Source organism: Nocardia sp. NPDC050175 (assembly GCF_044459885.1).
GTDB lineage: Bacteria > Actinomycetota > Actinomycetes > Mycobacteriales > Mycobacteriaceae > Nocardia.
On the sequence record NZ_JBITJI010000001.1, the window covers coordinates 835,095 to 856,229 of the forward strand.

At 65.0% G+C, this 21,135-nt stretch carries 20 protein-coding genes; 6 read left to right on the plus strand and 14 right to left on the minus strand.

The genetic code is table 11. From position 1 onward, the window contains the following. Positions 1 to 108 precede the first annotated feature (108 nt). Positions 109 to 2,022: a M61 family metallopeptidase gene (locus tag ACIBK2_RS03735; RefSeq protein ID WP_396964028.1), complete on the plus strand. Its 1,914-nt coding sequence runs from the start codon at positions 109 to 111 to the stop codon at positions 2,020 to 2,022. Between the two features lie 175 nt (positions 2,023 to 2,197). Beyond that, positions 2,198 to 2,641, plus strand: coding sequence for a DUF6294 family protein (locus ACIBK2_RS03740; RefSeq protein WP_396963286.1), 444 nt, complete (start codon positions 2,198 to 2,200; stop codon positions 2,639 to 2,641). A gap of 180 nt (positions 2,642 to 2,821) precedes the next feature. Here ACIBK2_RS03740 and ACIBK2_RS03745 read toward each other — a convergent pair whose 3' ends face one another. Then, positions 2,822 to 3,190 carry a ketosteroid isomerase family protein gene (locus ACIBK2_RS03745; protein WP_396963288.1) on the minus strand — a complete coding sequence of 123 codons (369 nt, stop codon included), beginning with the start codon at positions 3,188 to 3,190 and terminating at the stop codon, positions 2,822 to 2,824. A 14-nt stretch (positions 3,191 to 3,204) separates the two neighbouring features. Next, on the minus strand, positions 3,205 to 3,408 hold the full coding sequence (locus ACIBK2_RS03750) for a MerR family DNA-binding transcriptional regulator (RefSeq protein WP_396963290.1): 204 nt from the start codon (positions 3,406 to 3,408) through the stop codon (positions 3,205 to 3,207). Between the two features lie 174 nt (positions 3,409 to 3,582). On the opposite strand from ACIBK2_RS03750, the gene ACIBK2_RS03755 reads away from it, so the two are divergent. Further along, entirely contained in the window at positions 3,583 to 3,825 is a 243-nt protein-coding gene (locus ACIBK2_RS03755; RefSeq protein ID WP_396963292.1) for a hypothetical protein, read from the plus strand. Between the two features lie 491 nt (positions 3,826 to 4,316). Here the strand turns inward: ACIBK2_RS03755 and ACIBK2_RS03760 are convergent, their stop codons facing one another. From ACIBK2_RS03760 to ACIBK2_RS03770, 3 genes are all read right to left on the minus strand, one after another. Then, positions 4,317 to 5,006, minus strand: a complete 690-nt coding sequence (locus tag ACIBK2_RS03760; RefSeq protein WP_396963294.1) for a DUF6461 domain-containing protein — start codon at positions 5,004 to 5,006, stop codon at positions 4,317 to 4,319. Between the two features lie 489 nt (positions 5,007 to 5,495). Beyond that, positions 5,496 to 6,764 (minus strand): alpha/beta fold hydrolase, encoded by a 1,269-nt coding sequence (locus ACIBK2_RS03765; RefSeq protein WP_396963296.1) that lies wholly within the window; start codon positions 6,762 to 6,764, stop codon positions 5,496 to 5,498. Positions 6,765 to 6,837: 73 nt separating this feature from the next. Then, on the minus strand, positions 6,838 to 7,650 hold the full coding sequence (locus ACIBK2_RS03770) for an EamA family transporter (RefSeq protein WP_396963298.1): 813 nt from the start codon (positions 7,648 to 7,650) through the stop codon (positions 6,838 to 6,840). 149 nt (positions 7,651 to 7,799) lie between these two features. On the opposite strand from ACIBK2_RS03770, the gene ACIBK2_RS03775 reads away from it, so the two are divergent. Further along, a complete protein-coding gene (locus ACIBK2_RS03775) occupies positions 7,800 to 8,651 on the plus strand; it encodes a LysR family transcriptional regulator (RefSeq protein WP_396963300.1) in 852 nt (283 codons plus the stop codon). 15 nt (positions 8,652 to 8,666) lie between these two features. On the opposite strand, the gene ACIBK2_RS03780 is transcribed toward ACIBK2_RS03775, so the two are convergent. The 6 genes from ACIBK2_RS03780 to ACIBK2_RS03805 form a co-directional block, all read right to left on the minus strand. Then, positions 8,667 to 9,011 carry a hypothetical protein gene (locus ACIBK2_RS03780; RefSeq protein ID WP_396963302.1) on the minus strand — a complete coding sequence of 115 codons (345 nt, stop codon included), beginning with the start codon at positions 9,009 to 9,011 and terminating at the stop codon, positions 8,667 to 8,669. Between the two features lie 222 nt (positions 9,012 to 9,233). Further along, on the minus strand, positions 9,234 to 9,635 hold the full coding sequence (locus ACIBK2_RS03785) for a VOC family protein (protein ID WP_396963304.1): 402 nt from the start codon (positions 9,633 to 9,635) through the stop codon (positions 9,234 to 9,236). Between the two features lie 114 nt (positions 9,636 to 9,749). Beyond that, positions 9,750 to 11,291, minus strand: coding sequence for a hypothetical protein (locus ACIBK2_RS03790; RefSeq protein WP_396963306.1), 1,542 nt, complete (start codon positions 11,289 to 11,291; stop codon positions 9,750 to 9,752). Then, a complete protein-coding gene (locus tag ACIBK2_RS03795; RefSeq protein ID WP_396963308.1) occupies positions 11,288 to 11,716 on the minus strand; it encodes a hypothetical protein in 429 nt (142 codons plus the stop codon). Before ACIBK2_RS03795 ends, ACIBK2_RS03790 begins: the two co-directional genes overlap by 4 nt. Before the next feature lie 209 nt (positions 11,717 to 11,925). Next, a complete protein-coding gene (locus ACIBK2_RS03800; protein WP_396963310.1) occupies positions 11,926 to 12,333 on the minus strand; it encodes a hypothetical protein in 408 nt (135 codons plus the stop codon). A gap of 155 nt (positions 12,334 to 12,488) precedes the next feature. After that, on the minus strand, positions 12,489 to 13,493 hold the full coding sequence (locus ACIBK2_RS03805) for a serine/threonine protein phosphatase (protein WP_396963312.1): 1,005 nt from the start codon (positions 13,491 to 13,493) through the stop codon (positions 12,489 to 12,491). 189 nt (positions 13,494 to 13,682) lie between these two features. On the opposite strand from ACIBK2_RS03805, the gene ACIBK2_RS03810 reads away from it, so the two are divergent. Then, positions 13,683 to 14,108: a hypothetical protein gene (locus ACIBK2_RS03810; protein WP_396964030.1), complete on the plus strand. Its 426-nt coding sequence runs from the start codon at positions 13,683 to 13,685 to the stop codon at positions 14,106 to 14,108. Between the two features lie 77 nt (positions 14,109 to 14,185). On the opposite strand, the gene ACIBK2_RS03815 is transcribed toward ACIBK2_RS03810, so the two are convergent. Further along, positions 14,186 to 15,289, minus strand: coding sequence for an esterase/lipase family protein (locus ACIBK2_RS03815; RefSeq protein ID WP_396963314.1), 1,104 nt, complete (start codon positions 15,287 to 15,289; stop codon positions 14,186 to 14,188). Positions 15,290 to 15,399: 110 nt separating this feature from the next. Here ACIBK2_RS03815 and ACIBK2_RS03820 point away from each other — a divergent pair, with 110 nt between their 5' ends. Further along, on the plus strand, positions 15,400 to 16,383 hold the full coding sequence (locus ACIBK2_RS03820; RefSeq protein ID WP_396963316.1) for a GlxA family transcriptional regulator: 984 nt from the start codon (positions 15,400 to 15,402) through the stop codon (positions 16,381 to 16,383). Between the two features lie 45 nt (positions 16,384 to 16,428). Here ACIBK2_RS03820 and ACIBK2_RS03825 read toward each other — a convergent pair whose 3' ends face one another. Further along, positions 16,429 to 16,860, minus strand: a complete 432-nt coding sequence (locus ACIBK2_RS03825; RefSeq protein ID WP_396963318.1) for a hypothetical protein — start codon at positions 16,858 to 16,860, stop codon at positions 16,429 to 16,431. 293 nt (positions 16,861 to 17,153) lie between these two features. Beyond that, the gene (locus ACIBK2_RS03830; protein ID WP_396963320.1) at positions 17,154 to 21,122 is read right to left on the minus strand and encodes a hypothetical protein; all 3,969 of its coding nucleotides are present in this window, start codon (positions 21,120 to 21,122) and stop codon (positions 17,154 to 17,156) included. Between the last annotated feature and the right edge of the window lie 13 nt (positions 21,123 to 21,135).

The following is a 21,135-nucleotide window of genomic DNA, read 5'->3' on the forward strand; positions in this document are numbered from 1 at the left end:
ATAACGGCGATCGGTAGGTCCCATCCTTGGCCGATGAGCACCAGCCGCCGGGGGCGGGCATTGCGTCTATTTCATAGTGTCGACTAGATTGTCTGTGTGACTTGGGGAGTGTCGTTGACCAAGATTCGTATTATCGGCGCCATTGGCGTCGTCGTTCTCATTGTTCTGGCAGGCTCGCTTTACTTCGGCTTGCGCGACAAGTCTGATGAAGCTCCGGCGAATCAGAAAGCGATCTCGGTGGCGGTCGACGTGACCAATCTGCCGCAACGCGTGATTCAGGTGAAACAGACGATCCCCGTTCGGTCGGGCGAGGTAGATTTACTTTTTCCGCAGTGGCTGCCCGGCAACCACTCGCCGTCCGGTCCGATCGACAAGATCGCGGGCATCACCTTCACCGGCGCTGGGAACAAGCTGGAGTGGAAGCGTGATCCGCTGAACGTGTATGAGTTCAAGGTTACCGTGCCCGACGGCGTGGAATCGATCGACGCGAGCTTCCAGTACCTCACCCCCGCCGATTCCACTCAGGGGCGCGTGGTGATGACGCCGAATATGCTGAATGTGCAGTGGAATGCCGTGGTCCTCTATCCGGCCGGTACTCCCGTCAGTCAGATTCCCTTCAGCGCGAGCGTTACCTACCCGCCGGGATTCGAGGCCGGAACCGCGCTGGATGTCGCTGGCAAGGACGGCGACACCGTGAATTACAAGACTGTTCCGTTGGACATCCTCGTCGACTCGCCCGTGTATGCGGGGCGCTATCACAAGGAGTTCGACCTGGCTCCCGGCGCGAAAACCCCTGTGCGGCTACAGGTATTCGCTGACGCACCGGAGCAGCTCGAAGCCAAGCCCGAGCACATCGAGCTACACAAGGCTCTGGTGAAACAGGCTGTGGGACTGTACGGCGCACAACACTATGACCACTACGACTTCCTGCTGTCGTTGTCGGATCAGCTCAGCTCCAACGGATTGGAACACCAACGATCCAGCGAGAACGGCGAATCCACGGACTATTTCACCGGGTGGAACCCCACGCTTGGCAGCGACGACCTGCTCGGACACGAGTACACCCATTCCTGGAACGGCAAGTTTCGACGCCCGGCAGACCTGTGGACACCCAACTACAACGTCCCGATGCAAGACAGCTTGTTGTGGGTCTACGAGGGACAGACGCAGTATTGGGGCAACGTACTCACCAACCGGTCCGGCTTGCGACCCGCGGAAGTCTCTCGTGATGCGTTGGCTGCGGTAGTCGCCACATACACCGATAACCGGCCCGGACTCACCTGGCGCAGTCTGCAGGACACCACCAACGATCCCATCGTCGCTCAGCGGCGTACGAAGCCGTATCGGGCGTGGCAGCTCAGCGAGGATTACTACCAGGGCGGGCAACTGGTGTGGCTGGGGGTGGACGCACGTATCCGCGAACTGTCCGGGAACACAAAGTCACTCGATGATTTCGCTCGCGCGTTCTTCGGTGTCGACGACAGCAAGTGGGAGTCACAGAACACCTATGACTTCGACGACATCGTCTCGACCCTGAATGGCGTTGTCGCCGACGATTGGGCGAAGTACCTGCGCGATCGCCTCGACGGAAAGGAACCGTTCGCCTCGAGTGTCGAGAAGACGGGGTGGAAGTTGGTCTACGACAACAACCCAGGTGACCTCCTCACGGCTCAGCGGAAAGAGGCCGAGGGCGCCGTCAACTACACCTACTCCATCGGTCTCAACGTCTCCGGTGCAGGCAAAGTCACCGACGTGCGATGGGACGGACCCGCATTCAAGGCAAAAGTCGGCTCCGGGATGACGGTGGTTTCGGTCAACGACGCCCCCTATTCCCAAGCCACGATGGAAGCCGCGATCGAGGCGGCCAAGGCAAACCCCGCACCGATCCGCTTGCAGGTCAAAGACTTCGATCAGACGCGGACCATTGAAGTGAACTATCACGACGGCCTCCGTTACCCGCATCTGCAACGCATCGACGGCACCCCGGACTACCTCACCCAGATCCTGGCCGCGCGGAACTAACGCCGCACGGATCGGGACGTCGCGGACGCGCAGTCGGTCCAGCTCCCCTGGGTAATCGTCGGCCCACCGCCAACGCGGTGGGCCGACCGATTCGGGTAGTCCAGTACGCAGGCGGGCGCCGCGATCGCGACCAATACTGGATGCCTCTCAGTAGCAGCTAATTCAGGAGGCCGCCATGGCCGTATCCGTTCGCCGCAGCATCGGCAGACTTGCCGCCTGTGCCTTCTTGGCCGCCGTCGCCCTCGGCCCGACCCCCATCGCCCAAGCCGACGACACGCCCCACAAATCGTTCCGCTGGGACCACGACCTGCACGCCGGTGACTGCACAATGTTCCACGGCGCCAACTTCAGCCTCGTCGCCGACGGCTACGCCTACTTCTACGCCGAGGTCACCAGCAGCGACGACAACGACGCCTGGATCATGCACGCCCGCCTGGTCAGCGCCGACAACAGATACCTGAGCACCATCAACAACGCCAACCCCATCCCGGGCGATATCACCAAATTCGTCCTCAACCTGCCCAGCAGCGAACACCAGTACCCCTGGGCCTTCCGAGCCACCTACGCCCCGGAAGACTTCAACGCCGCCGCCCACATCGAACTGCGCAACTCCTGCTAAGTGATGCTCAGAGGTGTCCGGCACGACACATCGGTCAGTCCGGCGGCGGCTCGAATCACGTTGCAGGACTTCGAAATCGGCGAACTCGGCAACGCCGGCATTGATCGATCGACGCCACTACGGAAGCCAATTCGTGGCATCGCGTAACACGAAGGTCTGGCGGGATCGTCCCACCGCGAACTAGATGCCGTGGAAGGTCTGGTCGGCGATCATCGAGGAACTGTTCAGCATGAACGATGCCTCGAACCGACGAGCATCTGAAGCTTCGTCCAGCATGAGATTGCCGGTCACCCGAAAAAGCGTAGCGGCATCGGTGACCGACTGAACATCAATCGCGTTGACGTTGTACGCAGCCTGCGGGAGTCGGACGAGCTGCTCGAAGATCGCCGTCGTGCCCACGAACGGAGTGGGCCCGACTGTGAGTTGCGCATCCTCGGCATACCAAAGCTCCAGTGCGCTTTGTTGGGCCGTGAGCTGCGCGAAGTAGAGGGTGGTGAAAGCCTTGGCGTTCTCTTGGGTGAAGTAGTTCTTGACGGTGTTGTCGACCATGACGGTCCTCCTGATCAATCCGAGGAAGTGATTCGCGGAGATATCGGGCCGGTTCTCCGCCGGTGACCGGCATCGGTGCGCCTGGCTGGGCGCACCAACCCGATCCGGTCGTAATGATGCAACGTCCGAACCGTCAATCCGGCCTCGATCGCGAGCTCACCGACCTTCCACACCTGCTCGATTCCCTTCTCGTCCATCCGCTTCCATCTCACTTCCACCGACGCACCTCGCGCTGGTACCGCCGACGCTAGGACCTGACGGTACGTCAGGAGCAAGCCGAAACTTCCCGCCGAAGCGGTCGCGAGGCGATGGCCGGCGGGCCAGAGTCGCAGTCGACCGCGGGGTTTGTTGGGGTTCGGCCAGCAGAGACGTTCTCGGGCAGACTTCCGCGTATGAGTGCTGATGACGTAGACGTAGCATTCGTGCTCGACAACCTGTGCGTCGAACTGGGTTTCTGTCTGCCAGTGGATGAAAAGAGCAGATTGTGCGCGTCGCCGCCTACGGACGTCGACTCGTTTACCGATGCTGTCTTCGTCGCCGAGGGCATGGATCCGAACGAGGACAAGCGTCTTCGTGAGCTGGTCCGCCAGAAAATAATGCGCGCGTTCAAATGGGCAGATACGGTGGGCGCGTGAACATTTCCTTCAGGAAGGGCGCCGTGCGCCCCTGCCGGTGACCCCCGGCACCGGGCCGGTCCCCGACAAGAGCGACCACCAGCCCGAGTTGGATCAACCTCCCGCCTCCGACGCCACGAATACCCAACACTTCGTGTCACGAGCCAACAACGACTCCGTTGTGCCCCTTTCTCGTCGGCAGCGCGGGGCGAGGGTGCGTCGAGGACGGCGGTCCCGGCCGGGCCGAAACCTCAGCCGTAACGCCTTACGTCATATCCGCCGCATTTTCGGCAACCCCATCCTGGCCCGGCAATCGTCAGCTGGACCAAGCGGGGCGCGACGAAACTCGGGTTCGGGCTGATGCTGCGGTTCTATACCAAGCGGGGCCGGTTTCCGCGCGCCGGGGCCGAGATCTCCGACGCCGCGGTCGACTACGTCGCCCGGCAGATGGATGTAGAGCGGACCGAGGTGCGTTCTACGACTTCACCGGCCGTACCAGCAAGCCCACCGGGTCAAGCGGTGGTGTATCGGTAGGCGATAGGTCCGATGAGCAGGGGCTGGTCCAGCATGTCTGCCGTAAACGACACTCCGGTGACCTTCGCGGCCAAGGCGAAAGCTCTCGGCACGGCCGAGAGGTAGTCGGTGTCGTCCTCCCAATCACTCTCGTACTCGTCGTCGCAATCGTGCTCGTCGTCCCGCATGTCCAGCGGCATGCCGAGTTCCCGCATGAACCCGTTGAGCCGGTCGGGCTCGGAGCCGTGTCGAAGGTGGGGGCAGTCCAAGGGTTTGTAGCCCGTGACAATCGTGCCGTCGATCGCGTACGCGAGGCTGTCCTCGGCGTATTCGTGGTGGGTGATCGCCAGGACCTCACAGTCTCGCGATAGTTCCCCCAGCGTCTTGTGGTCAGTCATCGACCACCCGTCCGGTTCGATGGCCACGCTCCATGCACCGGCCCGAAACACGCCCACGTGACCGCCGCCGTCCGCGCCGACAGTCTTGCCGAGGAACTCGACCATCCTGTCGTTGAGCTCTTCGAAGTCCGACTCCTGGCCGGAGTCGTCGCCGTTGCTGAAGCGGCGCACCACCTCCGACGGGTCCAGGTTTCGGAAGAAGCCGACGCTGAAGATCACGCCCAGCGGGTCCGCTTGGCTCTCGGATGCGTTGAGCCACTGAAATGGGGCAAGGGGATCGGTTGTCGCCATATGAGTCATGGTGGCAGCCCCCACCGACAACTATTCGATCGTCTGGAACGCCTGATCGACCCACTGTCCTCAGCGCGGACTTCCCTTGGCTCCGTCGACGTCCGACAGGCTCGCCGGGCCGATCCGCGAGGGTCAGCAGATCACCGGACTTGCTACCACTGGCGACCATCCTTGCCGCGCGGGCGAGGCGGCCCTCGGCACCGAGCAACCAGAACCCTTCGAAGCACCACAGCGGCGCGAAGTATGTCGGCAGTATGTCCTTGGTATCTCGCCGATTCCGCTGCGCCGCACGGCGATACGCCACCAGGGCAGCGTGCACCTCGCACATCTGTGTCGACACGAGCGGGCTGTACAGAGAACGAGCCAGTTCATAGCCTGCATGGAGCTTGACCCTCGCGCGTTTCGCCACGTCAATCCCGCTCCAGCGAGCGACGCAGCCGCGGACAGGGCGCCGATACGTGGCGGTTCTCAGCCGGTTGGCGCTGCGCTTCAGATTTGGCCGTGCAGCATTCGCAGCAGGCGGTCGAGGACGCGTCCGCTACTGACGCGAAGACCGTCGTGCTCATGCTCATTGGTCGCCCATAGCCGTAGGCCCCTGATGGTCTCAGCGGTCTGCAGCGAGTAAGTGGCATCGACGTACATGTCGTCGAGGTAGACGGCGGCTGCGACGGGGACCTCGTTGGCGGCCAAGCGCTGAGGATCGTAGAGGTCGGGCCAGTCCTCGCGGGCGAACAACACCTCGGCGGGCTCGCGCAGGGGCGCGAGACAGGGTTGGTCGAAGTGGCACCGGTAGGTCATCTCGCCGGTGAACAGCACCGGCTCGTCCCCGGCCAACGCCATGCGCGCGTCGAACTGGAGAAACTCGCCGCGCACCCGCTCAGCCGCCCAGTTCGTCGCTCCGGCGCCGCGCTGAGCGTAGGTGAGTTCATGCATGAGCGGGTTCAGCGGCCGTTGGGCGTAGCTGAGGAAAGCCGCGGCGCGGGCCAGGAAGCTGTCGGACAGCTCCGCTCCGGCCCAGGTGTCTTCGAGAAGGTAGTGCAGCACGTCCGCGCCGTCGCTCATGCCGAGCATCAGCCCGAGCGACTGGAAGGCCTCGACGGTGAGTAAGGATCCGTCCGGCATGGGTGCCGGACGCTCGATCAGGTGCGCGGCGATGCGGCGGACCGAGGCGGCGTCCTGCGGGTACCGGCGATAGTAGGCGGTGTTCTTGCGGTGCACGCGCGGATAGGTGGCGCGGTAGACCTCGTCGGCGGTGACGCGCAAACCGGGAAGACCGCCGGTGATGATTGCCTCGCGCAGGCCCTCAGGCGCGAACGAGAGGTAGGTGACGGTGCACATGCCGCCGAAGCTCTGGCCGAGCACCGACCAGGGTTCGTCGGTCAGTTCGCGCCTGATCAGTTCGGCGTCGCGGACAATGGCGTCGGCGCGGAAATGGGTGAGGTAGTCGGCCTGCGCGGCGAGCTCGCCACGGGCCGGGAGCGTTTGACGAGTGATCGGAGTGGAGCGGCCGGTGCCGCGCTGGTCGAGCAGTAGGACGCGGTAGTCGTCGAGTGCGCGGTCCAGCCAGGAGTCCCGGCCGACCGGACGCGGCGGCAGCAGGCCGGGGCCGCCTTGCAAAAACAGCAGCCAGGGAAGCCGCTCGCGCTCGCGTCCGGTGGCCACGACCGCGCGGGCGTAGACCTCGATGTGCTCGCCTTCCGGCCGATCATGGTCGAGGGGGACGGAGAAGAGATGATCGGTCAGCGTGACACCGGGCATGGAAGGCTCCTTGCGGTAATGGAGTGATCTTGATACGGGCGCTGCTCGGCGCACGTCGAACACCGTCGTGGCGTCAAGGGTGCCTCGGCTTCGCGCGGATGCTGATGGCGTTGGCCGCGATAATCGCCGCGATGCTCAACCAAGCGGCCACGTCGAGCTGCTGTCCTAGAACGAGTACGCCGACGGCTGCGGCAAACACCGGGTTGACGCTCATGAACAATCCGAACGCCTCAGCGGGAACGCGACGCAGCGTGAACAAGTCCGCGAGGAACGGCAATGCGGAGGAGAGGATTCCGGCCGCAACAGCCGCACCGATCGCCCCTGCCGAAGGCGTGTGGTGCACCACGACGCCGGCTCCGATGGGCAGATAAACCAAGGCGGACAGCCCCGCCGCGGCGGCCGTGCCCTGTGCCCCGGGGATGCGCTTCCCGATGGAACGGTTGAGCAGGATGTAGGCGGCCCAGCAGGCAGCGGCGAGCAGAGCGAGCCCCATGCCGAGGTAATCGGCGGTAGGGCGCGGGCGCATCAGTACGACGACTCCCGCCACGGCAAGTACGGCACAGCACAGGTCCACGCGTCTGCGCGAGCCGGCCAGCGCGATCGTGAGGGGACCGAGGAACTCCAGGGTCACCGCCAGGCCGAGACCGATCCGGTCGATCGCGGTATAGAGCGACAGGTTCACCACACCGAAGACGGCCGCGAGCAGCAGCACCGGCCCCCACTGGCGCCGCGTGAAGGACCGAAGCCGGGGCCGGCCGAGGATGAGCAGCACCGCCGCCGCGACGCACTGGCGGACCGCGACGACGCCGACCGGGCCGAGCACCGGGAAGGCCAGCGACCCGATCGCGGCGCCGAGCTGGGTCGAAAGGCCGCTGGCGAGCATCATGCAAACCCCGGCTATGGGCACGGCGCCTCGCTTCGTGGGCAGGACCGCGCGGTCTGCTGGGCGAGTGTGGCCTGTTTGCACGCATCGATCGTGTGCCGCGATGGGGCATGCGCAAAATGCATGGACCGTACTGGCTATACGATTTGGTTATGGATGTCGAGCTGCGTCAGTTGCGCTGCCTCGTCGCGATTGTGGACGAGGGCACGTTCACCGACGCCGCGATCGCTCTTGGTGTCTCACAGGCTGCGGTCTCCCGCACACTTTCGGCGCTCGAGCAGCGTCTCGGTGTACGGCTGCTGCGACGTACGTCCCGCGAAACCTCGCCGACTGCGATCGGACTACGCGTCGTGGCGCACGCCCGGCGCGTGCTGACCGAGGTCGACCACCTGGTACAGGACGCGACATCGGGTCACATCGAACTGCGGATCGGCCACTCCTGGTCGGCCCTCGGCCGACTCACACTCGCCTTTCAACACCGGTGGCGGGAATCTCACCCGGAGACGCAACTGCACCTGCTTCGCATCAACTCTCCGAGCGCAGGCCTGGCCGAGGGCACCGCGGACCTTGCGGTCATCCGTAGGCCGCTGGAAGACCGCCGCTTCGAGGGCGCCATCGTGGGCCTGGAAGCGCGCTGGTGCGCGCTGGCCGCCTCCGACCCGCTGGCGCGGCGCCGCTCGGTGCATCTGGCCGATCTCAGCAGCCGCGTCCTGCTCGTCGACCGGCGCACCGGAACGACCACCGCGGATTTGTGGCCAGCGAACGCGCGCCCCGCGGAACAGGAGAGCCGCGATATCGACGACTGGCTCACGGTCATCGCCACCGGCCGCTGCGTGGGGGTTACCGCGCAGTCCGTCGTTGACCAATATCCCCGGCCCGGCATCGTCTACCTGCCGGTACGCGACGCCGAACCGGTCGCCGTACGACTGGTCTGGTGGCGCGACGACCCCCACCCGGCCACCCGCACCGTGCTCGAGCTTCTTACCGAGCTTTACCGCACATGACCGACGAGTTCGGCGTCACCCGCCCTCGTTCTCGCGCTCGGCACCGATACTCACGAAAAACGGGTCTTGATGACGACAACGGCTCTGGAATTCGGTCGTGAAGTCTTGGCCTGATCTCACCGCTGCGATCACCGCTTCGGCGAAGTCTCGAAGCTCCTCGGCATTCAGATAGCCCTGTACGGGCCAGAGATCGATCAGCCACTTGCCACTGGGACGATGCAGCGAGACGGTGGCGCGGTAGCGGCCGGGGACGGCATCGTTCTCGGTCACCAGATCAGTGAACTCGGCGATTTTTAGTGCAGTGTCGAACTGTGCTTGCCACTCAGCGCGCCCCTGAGCACGCTGCTGCTGTGTCGTCAACCGAGCTTCACACCGAAAACAGTAGTCATCATGCGAGCCTCCACGGTGGCAGACGTACCAGAGTCACTGCGGCTCAGAACATCCGGAAATGCCGCCGAGCGCGCGTCGACCGTCTAAATTAGTTGGCTGACAACACTTCCCGACGTGTGCACAGGCCGGTGAGTGGAAGCTTCCGGGTATCCCGACTGTTGTCGGCGAATCTCAGCGGCAGCGGGACAACGGTTACCAGCCGACCGGCTGATTGATGGCGATCAGGTTCCCGTCGATGGCTTTGAGCACTGCCAGACGGTTTCCGGGCATATCGACGATGCCGGTCTCTGGATCGCCATTGACGACAGGCGCAGAACCGATCTCGGCGAGCGACCCGTCGGCGATTTCGCCCAGCGCCGTGGCGCCGAGAGCCACCATCGCGGCATGAGTCGCCACGATGTCGACCACTGTCCAGAACGGCAGCGGCTGGTGCACCCACGGCTTGGACGACAGCGCGACACCGATTGCGTACATCGCATAGTCCTCGGTGCGGAAGACGGGCGCGGCGCCGAGCATTCCTGTGAAAGCCGCAACGCTCGCATCCAGATCCGCAGCTGGGTAGACGACGTTGGCAAAGCCGGTGGGGGCGTTCACGGGAACTCCTTCTGATACCGAGCCAGGCTCGATGGTGATGATCAACTTCTGCGGCCAATGTATCGGCACCCTCCGACAGCAAGTCCTATCAGCTCTGGAGGCTTGCCTCCTCGGTTACCAGGCCGGAATGTTGTGTGGCGTGTTCGTTTCGGGGGTTGGGGTGGCGAGGAATTGGTCGCGGAGGTAGGGGTGTTCGAGGTGGATGTAGCTTTCTTGGGTGGCGATGGTCGGGGAGGCGCGGTAGACGCCGTCGTTGAAGGTTTCGGCATAGTAGACGTCGATGTGGCCGCCGTAGCCGTCGAGGAAATCGCCCATCGCGTCGGGGTCGGCGGGTAGTTCGTCGAGGATCTGGTCGAATACCCGTCGGTGGTAGGCGATGGCATGTAGACAGACGAGTCCGGGCGCGTGACGGAGGAATGTTCCGGCTGGTGCGGGACCGTCGGTGCCGAGGGGATTCTTCTGGTCGGAGTAGAAACCGCCGAGGTAGAACAATTTCCACGGCAGGGCCATCAGTTCGCGGACGCTGTGGCGCAACACCCAGGTCGTGCCTTGGAGGAATACGGCGTCGTCTTCGAAAACCAGGATGTTGTCCATCCCTTGTTGCCGGGCCATGGCGACGGCACGGCGGTGCGACAGCGCGCACCCGATGGGGTAGCGCTGGGGTGTGAGGGTCGCGGGCAGGCGTTGCACCTTGCCCGCGATGCCCAGTGCGGCGAAGCGTGCGGTGACCCGCGACCAGCGTTCCGGCTGGCGGTCGGAGTTGATGCAGACCATGGCATCGAAGGCGTCGAAGGGATCATCGCGGCCCGCTTGCCAATGGGCGAGATGCTGTTCGACCCAGAATTCTCCGCGACGTTCGGTGAAGTGCGCCAGGATCGGTTCGACGGCTTCGCCGGTGTCCTCCCAGCACAACAGATATCGGAAGAACTGCTCTGCGTCGTGGGTCGGGTGCTGTGCGATGTGGGTTGCGGTGTTGTTCCATCGCAGGAACGGCAGACACAGAGTTCGGTGTCCGCGGGCGCGGAATTTTTTATGAAGGTAACCGGGTGGGCCTTCGCTCATCCCCAGCCGAGGGTCGATGCCAGGCCAGCAATCTTTGCGGCAGGCGAAAACTCCGAGGTCTTGCATTCCGACCTCTACTATTTGTGCCGTCGGATTCGGTGAGTGCGGTTCAGCGGGGACTCCGAATCGGCCGTGATGCCATACCGGTGCCAACTCGGTGTAGTCGGGGGATTGCGGGTCTGTGCTCATCGGGCCTTGCAGCAGGTCCGCGTATTCAGGATGGGTGGTGGCGAATTCCACCAGGCCGGTCAGTGCGGAGAGGTGGAGCCGTGTCCCTGGTCTGAGGAATAACACCCACTCGGCGCCGGCCTCGGTGAAGATGGTGTTTACGGCCGCGGTCCCCGGCTGCCACAGCACGTAACGCACATTCGTGGCAGTACTGATCTGCCCGCGCACGAGATCGAACTCAGATCGGTCCGGGGTCCCACTATTGACGATCAGGATCTCGAGTCGGCCGCTGTAGTTCAGCGCCCCCAATGTCACCGCGATGTCGTGCATCTGATGGTCGGGCGCGACGATACCGATCGTCAATACCGGACAGCCGTTCGCCTTCGTCTCTTGCGCTGCGGTGCCGGTATTTTGCGGGCGGGTCACGCGATCGATCCGCGTACGGCGAATCGAGACCCTGGTAGATCCTCGAGCGGCGCGTTCATCGGTCGCAGTTCAGGCGGCCGGGTCGCCGGGCGCAGCTCGGAGTAGAAGGTAGCGGGGAAGAACACGACGGTGTCGTGCTCGACCGGGCAATCGCGGTACTCGGCATCGAGTGAGGGATGGCCATCGCGGAATCCGACATCATAGACGCGCAGCTGACCACCGCAGAAGCGGCGAGGCCTGATATGCAGCCAATAAACGAAGCTCACCTGCGGAAGAGTTTGCCCCGCACCGGATGAAATGGCGGCGTCCGGCTGTCCCTGATCATCACCTGTCACCACGGCGAAGCGGAGCGGGGACTGCGACGGAGGATCTACACCCAGTAGATCGCACACTGTGCCGGCAACCCGGCCGATCGCGAGGGCCAAAACCCCGAGATCGGCCGGTGCTGGATCCTCGCCCTCACCAACAGTGAGTCGCTCGAGTAGCCGATCGGCCGTGGCGGCGCCCAAGAAGTCACGGAACCGACACAACGGAGCAGCCAACGCCGGAGACACTCGACCCGGTAGCGGGTCAGCCGGTGCGATCAACCCCGAGGGAGCAGCTGGTGATCCAGACGCTGCCAACCCCATCAGACTCAGGAATTCCCGGGAATAACGAACGCGAAACCGTAGTCCCAACTGATCTGTGTCTTAGCGCCCGGCGCGAGCGTACCCATCTGCTGCTCTGGTTCGGACTCTGAATTCAGAGCCTCTTCACCCGCGCAAGTGCCATCGCCCAGTGCGTATTCCACTGGCTTGTCGGTTTCGTTGACGATGGTGATCGGCCGTTTATAGACGTTCTGCTCTATTTCGTAGCATTTGGGACCGGCTTCGGGAGTGTAGGTTTTTTTCACTGTTTCTGAGCCGTTGAAGCTTTTGCCAGTTATCGTGACTTCCCCTTTGGCGGCGTTCGCGACCGCCGGAACCAGCCCGGAAGCTCCGGAAACGACTGCGGCCACCCCGGCCAGAGCAGCCATACGCCTGCTCAGGTCACTTCGATTCATCAACTGCTCCCTTTCAACACATACGCGGCTCTCACCTACCGGTAGACGTGAGGTAGCTCGGCCGCCCGGATGATCGTTGTCGAATGAGCATTCGTAGCCGCACACCTTCTGGATGGCAGTACTCCGTCGACGAGTACGAGGGGTTTGGTGCGCAGTTAGCCAGCCGGGTACTCCGCGTGGATGTCGCCGGCGAAGAGTTTCCAGTAGAAGGCGTTCATCTTCGCGGCGGCGGGTGCATGGCGGGTCAAGATCGCGGCGACCTTCGGTGGCACGTCATCCGGCATGCGGCCAGCGGCGCACTGGAGTACGTAGTCGTTGCGGGCGACTGAGCCGCCGCTGGACGGTGTCGGTACCCCGCAGACATCGGTTACCAGCCAGTTGACCAGTCGCATCGCGGCATAGTCGGCGTCATGAGTGATGTGTTGTTCGGTGAAGTCGCGCTCAGCGGACGACAGGTCGAATTGCGGCGATGTGGCCAGTCCGAAGTCGCTGAGATAGATCCTGGTTCCGTCGGTGCGCATGTTGTCGAAGTGCCCGTCCATGTGCAGCAACTCCCGATCCCGCAGAAATGTCACGATCTCGGAAAACTGACGCTCGACTGCGGAGGCCTTGCCGGCCGGGTTCTCGCGCAGCAAGTCCGACATCGAGTACGGGATGTACTCGCAGAACAGCACGAGGCTGCACGGTGCGGCGGCTAGCGCTTCGAGACGGGTCCGCACGGCCGGGCAGCCACCCTGGGCGGTGACGACGGTGCCGATGTCGGCGTGTTCGGCTGCGATCGGCGACCGGCCAGGTAGTACCCGCCAGTGGTAGAGCATCGGGAACGACTGCGTCTCGCCGCCCAGCACGGCTTCGGTGACGATGATGTTCGCCGCCAGCTCGCGCCATGCGTTGAAACTTGGGCCGCCGATACCGTACTGACAGAACAGCGGCAGGTCGAACAGGTTCGCCGTGGAGCCTTGGTTGGCGACCTCCCGATCGGTCAATGGGATCCGCTTGGTGAACACCGGTACGCCGTCGACGACGAGGACTGCCGAGCCACCACCCACACCCACGCTTACGACGCGACCGGCGTCGACCAGCGCAGCGAGCTCGAAATCGCTGCGGGACACCAGGAATGCCGAGAGCCGTTGGTGGCGGGCAGTTCTGGCAGCTGTCACCGCACGATTCTGCCACCGGCAACGAGTTACGCGTCGATCATGTCTTCGATCGCTCGGCGCGGGGTTTCGGCCAACGGCGCGGCATCAGCTGGTTCCTGCCCCGGAAATCAGGGCATGAACTCGGCCGAGGACGGATATGCTCGGCGACATTCGGGTCGGGTTCCGCCAACGTTCCAGGAGATCGCTGTGCTGACTTTCGCTCGCAAGCTTGGTTTGGGCGCGGTGTTTGTCGTCGCGTCCGGGTTGTCGACCGCTGGTGTTGCTACCGCGGCGCCGGTGATCGTTCCGTTTCAGATCAACCCGGCTCCCTTCGGAAATCCGAACGGCAGTTTCGATGTACCCGCGATTCAGTGTGCGGCGGTGGTCGGTGACCAATCCGGCGTGGTGGTGATTACCGGTGGCAAGCCTGGCGGATGGGGCTGTCTGCTCATGGCACCCGTGCAGTGGGTCAACTTGTCGACCGGCGCGACCGGCTCCGCACAGCTTTCCGACGGTCTGAATGGGATTCCGGCCCAGGTGTCGATGGCCACCGGTGCCGGACAGGTCGTCGTCATGGTCAGTCCGCGGCAGGGCGGAACGGTCACGCCCGGTTTCGCGACGCTCTCCGTGCCGTAAACCGGCCGGGCGCCGCCGGATCGTTGGTCGATCCGGCGGCGTGCCAGTCACGAAAACCGTTGCCGGTCAACGGGAATTCAGATCAGCCAGGGGTTGACGCTGCAGACCAGGTCGGGATGGGCAACGGGATCGAGTGCGTGCAGCGCGATGGATATCGCCCGTGGCGAGTAGAGCATAGAGTTGTGGTCGGAGATGTCCTGTGGGCAGCCGTCCTGCAGGACAACGTCGTTGACTGTGGCTCCTGGTCCGGCGGTGAGGAACGTCTTGTCGAACGGGGTGGACACCTCGTCGTAGATCCCGCCGACGATGGTGTAGTCCACGCCGGGAACCGTGTCGCCGCCCTCGTTCACCTTGGCGACGACCTTCGAGTCGTACACCTGCTGAACTCCGCCCGCGCCGAGTACCTGGGTGAACGGTTCGTGCAGATCGATGCTGCCCGGCGGCAGTTTCGCTTGGACGGCCAACATCAGCGTGGCGAAACTGTCGAGTGAGGTGCCGTGATTGGTGCCGCCGTAGGTGATGAGGTGTTTCACCTTGTTCCGTGCGGGATCTTCGGGATTCGCGCCGCCCTCATACTTCAGGTACATGCGGGTCTCCAGGGCGGCTTGTGAGTGCCCGATCATGTCGACCTGGTCGGCACCGGTGGCGGCAAGGACGCGGTCGACGAAGGTCGCGACCTGTTTGGTCGACTCCTCGATGTCGCCGGTGGCGCCGGGCAGCAGGGCGTCGAGTCCTTGGCCTCGAACGACGGGACGGCCGAAATTGAACGTGAACACGCAGTACCCGGCCTGTTTGAGCTGCGGGGACATCGAGGCGTAGGCACCGTAGGCGTTGGCCCAGGTGCCGTGCACCAGGACAACCGGGCGCGGGTGGGCCTCGTCCGGTTTGCAGGACCAATCGTTGGCGCCCTGGGGTGCCGCATCCGGGAAGGCGAGGCCATAGGCGAAGGCCGCGGCTTCGTCGCGCAGTTCGGGACCGTATCCAATGGTGTCGGAGGCGCGCGAGGTCGGCTCCGGATCCGCAACGGCCACTTCGGTATTCAACCCGAGCACGACGAGGGTTGCCGCCATGACCACCGCGATATTGCGCGGCCGGACGCGGTTCAGGCTTAGCGTGGCGCTGCGGCGGCGTTTCTGGCGAGCGCCGGTGTCGGCGTGATCGCCGGTTGGTGTGCTGGTCATCACGTGCTCCCTTCGTCCTGACCCGGCCTTACTGGTCGGTTGTCCATGATGTCGTCAGATCGAGACAGCAAACGAGTAGCTATCTGGTCGGTTATCAGTAGGATCACGACATGCGGATGGTCGCGATCGTCGTTCCCGCCGGGGTCAACACCTTTGATATGGCGATGGGTGGGCAGCTTTTCGCTGCGGTTCGGCTTCCAGATGGCAGTCCCGGCTACGACGTGCGATTTTGCGGTGAACCCACCGTCGCGCTGGCCTCGGGCCATCCGGCCGGGATGCTGCAGACCACCTGGCCGTTGACAACAATCGAGCAAGCAGACACGGTGATCATTCCGGCCGCGGCGAGCATCTTTCAGCCCACGACGCCGGACCATATCGAGCCGCTCGATCCTCGGCTGGTTACTGCCGTGCTACGCGCCGCGGACCGTGGCGCGCGAGTGGCGTCGATCTGCACCGGCGCGTTCGCACTCGGTGCGATGGGACTCCTGGATGGCATGCGGGCGACTACCCACTGGCTCTTCTGCGACGAACTCGCCCGGCGCTACCCACTCGTCGAGGTGGATCCGACCGTGCTGTTCGTCGACAACGACACGGTCGTCACCTCGGCAGGCGCGACCGCTGGGCTCGATATGTGCATGCATCTAGTGCGACGCGATTACGGTTCAGCCGTTGCCAGCGACACTTCACGCTTGTTGGTGATGCCGCTGCAACGCGACGGCGGCCAAGCGCAATTCATTCCCCAGTACCTGCCGCCACAGAACGCCACCGCGCTGCAACCCGTACTGGACTGGATCGAGCACAACCTCGCCCGGCCGCTCACGCTGAGCGAGATCGCGAACCACGCCGGACTCAGCGTCCGCACCCTGCAGCGGCGGTTCCGAACCCAGCTCGGCACAACCACGCTGAACTGGCTGCTGGCGGCTCGGGTTCATCGCGCCCAGTACCTGCTGGAGACAACAGATCTATCGGTGGACCGTATTGCCGCGGAAAGTGGTTTCGGATCGGTCGTCAACCTGCGCCACCACTTCATCCGCCAAATCGGCACGCCGCCGCGCAATTACCGGCGAGCATTCGGCAACCTCGCGGCGAGTTAGTCGAGCGCGCGGATTCGCGGGGAACGCCGAACCTCGCAGTAGCGGTTAGCAATTCGGCCAGGGGCTTTCCGCGAGGAGCACGCCCGACACTCGTTGCAGACTTTGACGGCGGCGCAGTTCCATCATCTCGCCGCAGGGTCGCGCAGGCGACACCGATGCCTGGCACGCGCACCACTGCGAGAGCACCAGCAGCGATCGCGGATCACCCTCGTCCAGCGACACCAGCAGGGTCGCATTCCGCTGCGGAAACGCGGGCCAGTCGACGTGCAACAGCACGAGCGACTCCTGATCGGGTTGCGCCACCACCGCCTGCACGTGCAGCTCCGGCCAGTCCAGCGCCGAACTCGGCTGCGGCACAGCCATTTTCTCGGCCAAAGCCTGCGCATCCAGGTTGCCCGCACAGACGAGATAGGCCGTCCAGACCAACCCTGATACGAGGAACAGGGTGATACCGACCAGCCCGACCGCTAGGCCCACCAACCGACCGTAAACCGAAACAGGCCACGACACACCAGGATTCCACGGTCCTTAACACCCCGGCGGTATTCCTCAGCTGTCGCCGCCACCCGAAGGGATGGGCGGAACGGCCGGAGTTGCCCCATCGGTCTCGTCACACGGTTCCGGATCAGGCTTCGGTTCCGCCGACGGCACAGTTTCTGGTTTCGCACCAGGCGCAGGCCCGGGACGAGACGCACGTTCCGGCTCTCGTCCCGATTCCGGTTCTGGTCCGGCCTTGGGTTCAGGTTTCGGCCTCAGCTCCGGCTCCGGCATCAGTCCGGCATCGGCATCGGCCATGCCTCCGGTCCAGGTCCAGGTCCAGGTCCCGGCTCAGGTTCGGGCTGCGGCTCGGGTTCGGGTTCCGGCTGCGGCTGCGGCTGCGGCTGCGGCTGCGGCTGCGGCTGCGGCTGCGGCTGCGGCTGCGGCTGCGGCTCGGGCTCGGGCTCGGGCTCGGGCTCGGGCTCGGGCTCGGGCTCGGGGTCAGGGTCCGGCTCAGGTCCTGGCTCCGGCTCCGGCTCAGGTTCGGGTTCGGGTTCGGGTTCGGGTTCGGGTTCGGGTTCGGGTTCGGGCCAGGGCTCGGGTTCGGGCTCGGGTCCCGGCTCCGGCTCAGGCCCGGGGTCCGGCTCGGGCTCGGGTTCCGGCTCGGGCTCGGGTTCCGGCTCAGGTTCCGGCCCCGGCTCGGGTCCTGGCTCCGGCTCAGGCTCAGGCTCAGGCCCAGGCTCAGGCTCAGGCTCGGGTTCCGGCTCGGGCTCGGGTTCCGGCTCAGGTTCCGGCCCCGGCTCGGGTCCTGGCTCCGGCTCAGGCTCAGGCTCAGGTTCGGGTTCCGGCTCGGGCTCGGGCTCGGGTTCCGGCTCGGGTTCCGGTTCGGGCTCGGGCTCGGGCTCGGGCTCGGGCTCAGGCTCAGGCTCAGGCTCAGGCTCAGGTTCGGGTTCCGGCTCGGGCTCGGGCTCAGGCTCAGGCTCAGGTTCGGGTTCCGGCTCGGGCTCGGGCTCGGGCTCGGGCTCAGGTTCCGGCTCGGGCTCGGGTTCCCACACAGCGTCGTCTGGAGGTACTGGGGCCTCGTATTCGGGGATCGGGGGTACGCCGAAGTATCTTGGCGTGTAAGGGATCTTTGATGTCGTGTCGGGGAACTCGTCGGGCTTCCGCTCGGCCTCAGGCGTGGGGTGGGGCTCCGGGCTGGGTTCTGCGGCGGGTGTCTGGTCGCCAGTCGGTGCCTGCTCACCGTCTGGCGATTGCCGACCGGCCGGTTCCGGAGTCGGCGGCGGCTCGGGCTCAGCGCGCGGCTGCGGCTCCGGGGTTGTGGGCGGCTCAGCGGGGGGATTCCCTTCCGCCCCAGCGGGTTTCCCATACTGCTCGAATTCCGATCGGAAATCTCTGCGCTGCGTGAGGAACTCGTCGATCTGCCGTTGCATCTCCATCCGTTGTGTGAGTAGCTCGTTCGGTCGCAGCCCCGCCCCTTCGAGCGCGGCGGTCCGGTCCGCGAACTCGGCGACCCGGCGCGCGAAAGCCTCCTCGCCTGCCTGCCGCAGCTGCTCTGGTGTCATGCCTTCGGGATCGATGCCGAGCGCTCGCGCTTTCTCGCGGGTCGATTCGACAACCTCGGCAGGCTGCTTGGCCTCCACCGGTGCGCGCTCTCCGGCTGGCTTCGACGTATTCTCGGCTCCCGATAGGGTTTCCGGCTGATGGGTGGCAACCGGTTTCCCGGTAGCCGCGTTGTGCTGTTGCCCGAATCCAGATCGGAGATCTTTTCGCAGGGCGAGGATCTCATCGATCTGCCGTTGCAGGGCCTTGCGCTCGGCGAAGTGTTCGTTCGGCGGCAAACCGGCGGTGTCCAGGTCGGCCATCGAACCGGTGAGCTCCGACAGGCGACGCATCACAGCATCCATACCGGCGCGCTGTACCTGTTCGGCTGTCATGGCCGCCGGATCGACACCTAGTCCGCGCAACTTCTCGCGAGTCGAATCCGACATCTCTGCGGGTCGTTTCGCCTCCGCCGCGTTCTGCGGCTGTTCCTCGCCATTCGCACGAGACTCGGGGCGCGACTGTTCCGTTCCAGGAGTGTGGGTTTCGGACGCCTTCTCGCCGGTGGAGTTCGCCTCGATCGGCGCCTCGGCTCCGGTCGAGGCGCCGCGTTCGGGGCTACCCGCACGCGGTTCGGAACCGGCCGCACGCGATTCAGCACTGCCCGCTCGTGGCGTCAACGGTTCGGCCGCCTTCACCGACGGCTTCGACTGGGTGCCGTCCGTGCTGACTGTCGATTTCGGATGGCTTCCGTCGCCGCCGGCGGACGCCGTTGCCGCAGAGTGTGATTGGCTGCCTTCCGATGATCGAGCCGGGCCGGGCGGATGCGATGTAGTCGGCGACTGGACCGTGCCGATCGGATGCTCGACACCCCGCTGACCGCCCGCACCGACAGGGTGCTCGCCGCCGGTACTCGTCGAGCCGCCGACTTCGGAGCCGAGAGACTTGTTCTCGCCGCCGATAGGCGAGGTTTGTTCCAGCGGAGTGGCTTTCATATCGCCAGACGCAGACTCGCGCGACTCGCCGGACGGCACCTCCCGGTGCTGCTGCACCGGCTCCGACCGCGCGCCATCTCCCTGCGCCGTAACGGAATTCGTGTCCTCGCCCGTATGCCCGGTCGGGTCCACGTTACGTTGCGGCTCGGCGACCGGCTGCGTCCCGCTGTCCTGACCAGCGTGGGTCGGTGAAGAAGTGTCAACACCGCCCTGCCCGTCCGGGTCGGCTGCATGTTGCGACTCGGCAACCGGCGGCGTGCCACTATCCTGCCCGGCGTGGGTCGGCGAGGCGGTGTCAACACCGCGTTGCCCGTTCAGGTCGGCCGCATGTTGCGACTGGGGAACCGGCGGCGTGCCGCTGTCCTGCCCGGCGTGGGTGGGCGACGGAGGGGCCTCACTGCTGTGCCCGTTCGAGGGCGTGACGTGAGATTCCTTGGGCCCGGCGATGATTCCGGACTCATTGTTTCCGGTCTGCGCTGGTGTTGCCTCGTGCGTACCTCTGCCTGGATTGGTCTCGGGTATACCGGCACGGCTTTCACCGTTGCGCGCTCCGGAATTCGTATTGGACTGGGATTCAGGCTGATTCCGAGTGTTGCTCGACGACTCCCCCGGATGATTGCCGGTGGTGGTCGATCCGCTGGTCTCATTCCCGTTGTTCGACGGATCCGCAGTGTGGGACGTGGCACCACTGTCGGTGCTGTTCCGCGGGCCGCCCTCGGCACCGCTTGCCGGTCGGACCCGCGGCGAACTGCCGTCGCCGCCGAAACGTGCGGCATCCGGCGCGTTGAATCCCCTTGCGCCAGGCCCATGCCCTGATGGGGAATGGCGAAAACCCTTGCTGCCACCCGTCAATATCCCGTATGACGCACCGCCGGTCAGCAGTCGCGGGTCCCAGGTCCACCCATTGGCGATGCCGCCGACACCCCACGCGCCGACCGCGCCGACCATGCCCGAGCCAGCGCCGACGGCCGCACCTTTGAGCGCACCACCCCAACGCCCGCCTGGCAGAGGAACTTTCGCTGCCCCCTTACCGAGCAGTCCCCCGGCCGGCCCGCCGATCGCACCCGCCGCCGCGGCGGTGTAGGCGGTCGTGCCGACGCGGTTCCAGTCGATGCTGTCGCGATGCCCGGCCCCGACCTGGTATCCCTGGATCGCGAGGTCTTGACCCGCGCCGAGCACGGTGCTGAAGACGACGTGCTTCGCCGTGAACTTGGCGAGTGCGGCGAGACCAGTCTTCGCGGCGAATCGAGCGATGGCGGTAACCGCCCGCTGACCGAGCAGCCGCACCGCCAACCTGGTCGCGCCGACGGCCGCCGCTTCGACCAGTGGCGCGGTCGGTGGAAAGAACCAGGCCGCAGCGATTTCGAAGGCCAGCATGGCCAGCGAGCTGATGACGAGGATCTTGGTGTACTCGATCTCGGTGGCCAGGGCGTCCGCGGATTCCGCGACCGAGTCCAGGATGTCGGCCAATTCCTCGAGTGACTCGGGGCCACGGTCCAGCTTGTCCAGCGCGGCGGTCATCGCCTCGATGCCCTCGCCCCAGGGATACGCCTCGATGGCCGCTTTTTTGGCGGCAGCCAAATCTGGTAGCAGCTCACGAATATCGGCGGCGGCCTTGCGCCAGTCGGCGGCGATGGCCCACATCTTGTCTTCGTCGCCGTCGGGCCAGTCCGATCCGGCGACCCAGCCGAGCCATTGCAGCTCGCTGGGCATGGTGATAGACACGCGTTATCAGCAG

Excerpts from the sequence above, each read along its gene's own strand:
- ACIBK2_RS03740 (WP_396963286.1), top strand. The coding sequence starts at position 2,198 with ATGGCCGTATCCGTTCGCCGCAGCATCGGCAGACTTGCCGCCTGTGCC.
- ACIBK2_RS03745 (WP_396963288.1), bottom strand. The coding sequence starts at position 3,190 with ATGGTCGACAACACCGTCAAGAACTACTTCACCCAAGAGAACGCCAAG.
- ACIBK2_RS03755 (WP_396963292.1), top strand. The coding sequence starts at position 3,583 with ATGAGTGCTGATGACGTAGACGTAGCATTCGTGCTCGACAACCTGTGC.
- ACIBK2_RS03760 (WP_396963294.1), bottom strand. The coding sequence starts at position 5,006 with ATGGCGACAACCGATCCCCTTGCCCCATTTCAGTGGCTCAACGCATCC.
- ACIBK2_RS03765 (WP_396963296.1), bottom strand. The coding sequence starts at position 6,764 with ATGCCCGGTGTCACGCTGACCGATCATCTCTTCTCCGTCCCCCTCGAC.
- ACIBK2_RS03770 (WP_396963298.1), bottom strand. The coding sequence starts at position 7,650 with ATGATGCTCGCCAGCGGCCTTTCGACCCAGCTCGGCGCCGCGATCGGG.
- ACIBK2_RS03775 (WP_396963300.1), top strand. The coding sequence starts at position 7,800 with ATGGATGTCGAGCTGCGTCAGTTGCGCTGCCTCGTCGCGATTGTGGAC.
- ACIBK2_RS03800 (WP_396963310.1), bottom strand. The coding sequence starts at position 12,333 with ATGAATCGAAGTGACCTGAGCAGGCGTATGGCTGCTCTGGCCGGGGTG.
- ACIBK2_RS03815 (WP_396963314.1), bottom strand. The coding sequence starts at position 15,289 with ATGACCAGCACACCAACCGGCGATCACGCCGACACCGGCGCTCGCCAG.
- ACIBK2_RS03820 (WP_396963316.1), top strand. The coding sequence starts at position 15,400 with ATGCGGATGGTCGCGATCGTCGTTCCCGCCGGGGTCAACACCTTTGAT.